Source organism: Metabacillus lacus (genome assembly GCF_009674805.1).
GTDB classification, from domain to species: Bacteria; Bacillota; Bacilli; order Bacillales; family Bacillaceae; genus Metabacillus_C; species Metabacillus_C lacus.
On record NZ_WKKI01000109.1, the window covers coordinates 1 to 1076 of the forward strand.

Below are 1076 nucleotides of genomic sequence, written 5' to 3' on the forward strand. Positions count from 1 at the left end.
ATTTTTTATGGACGAATGCAAAAAAATCTCCTAAACTAGAAGCTAAACCCACGTTATCCGTGACTTCTAATAAAGGAGACTTTCATGGGTGATATTATATCAAATCAGACCGTATTTAGTAAATGCCTTTCTTTTTTACCGTTTGAAACTTTTAAGTGTTCGTTCTTGGACAACGGCGTAAAAAAACTGACCACTGCTAATTTAATGAGAATTTGTGTTGCCATGCAATTGGGAAATTGGAAATCCTACGAGGAAACAGAAGAGCGTATTCGTGCCATGGAAGGTACAGAGGAACTGTTTGGCCTTACTAGTATTAGTGCTTCTCAACTATGTCGTCGAGTTAATGCGTTGCCTTCCATCCTACCACGGCAGTTATTTCTTGCCGCTGTTGCCCAATTGAATAAGCTGACGAGTAACAGAAAAGGAATCCCTTCTCTGGGTCGTCTTCATCTCGTAGATTCTTCTTCTCTTCTTCTTGGACCTACACTTGGAAAATGGACGTATTTTACCAAGCATAGTAATTGCGTGAAGCTGCATACTCGGATTGTGATAACGGATCCCGGTACAGCTTACCCCGACAAGGTTATTCCTTCTACAGGTAATGTGGATGATCGTGAAGTCATGCTTGAGCTCGTGACGGATCCCCATGCCACCCATGTGATGGACCGCGGCTATGTGGATTACAAAAAAATGGACTATTGGGTGGAAAACCAAATTCCATTCGCCATGCGTATCCAGGCTAAGCATAAGACGAACATTAAAAAATCTTATGAAGTTCCCAATGGCAGTAAGGTTAAGCTAGACGCTTTAGTCGTCATGGGGAGTAAATTCAGATCTATGGAACAGCCTCTTCGTCTTGTTGAATTCACGGATGAAGAGGGGAAAGAATACCGTGTCGTCACCAATCGTTGGGATTTGAAAGCAGAAGAAGTAACCGAATTGTACCGGCACCGTTGGATCATTGAACTGTTTTTCAAGTGGATGAAACAACATCTACGCCTAGTTAAACTACAAAGTACGAAACCCCAAGGAATTTGGAATCAGATTTTCTTTGCGATGACGGCCTACTGTGTCAC

Annotated in this window: 1 protein-coding gene; it reads left to right on the forward strand. The window is 42.2% G+C overall.

What is annotated here, in order from left to right; all coding sequences use genetic code 11:
- Positions 1–84: 84 nt before the first annotated feature.
- Positions 85–1076 (forward strand): IS4 family transposase (locus tag GJU40_RS20445; RefSeq protein WP_154309890.1); only part of this gene is annotated, 992 nt, incomplete at its 3' end.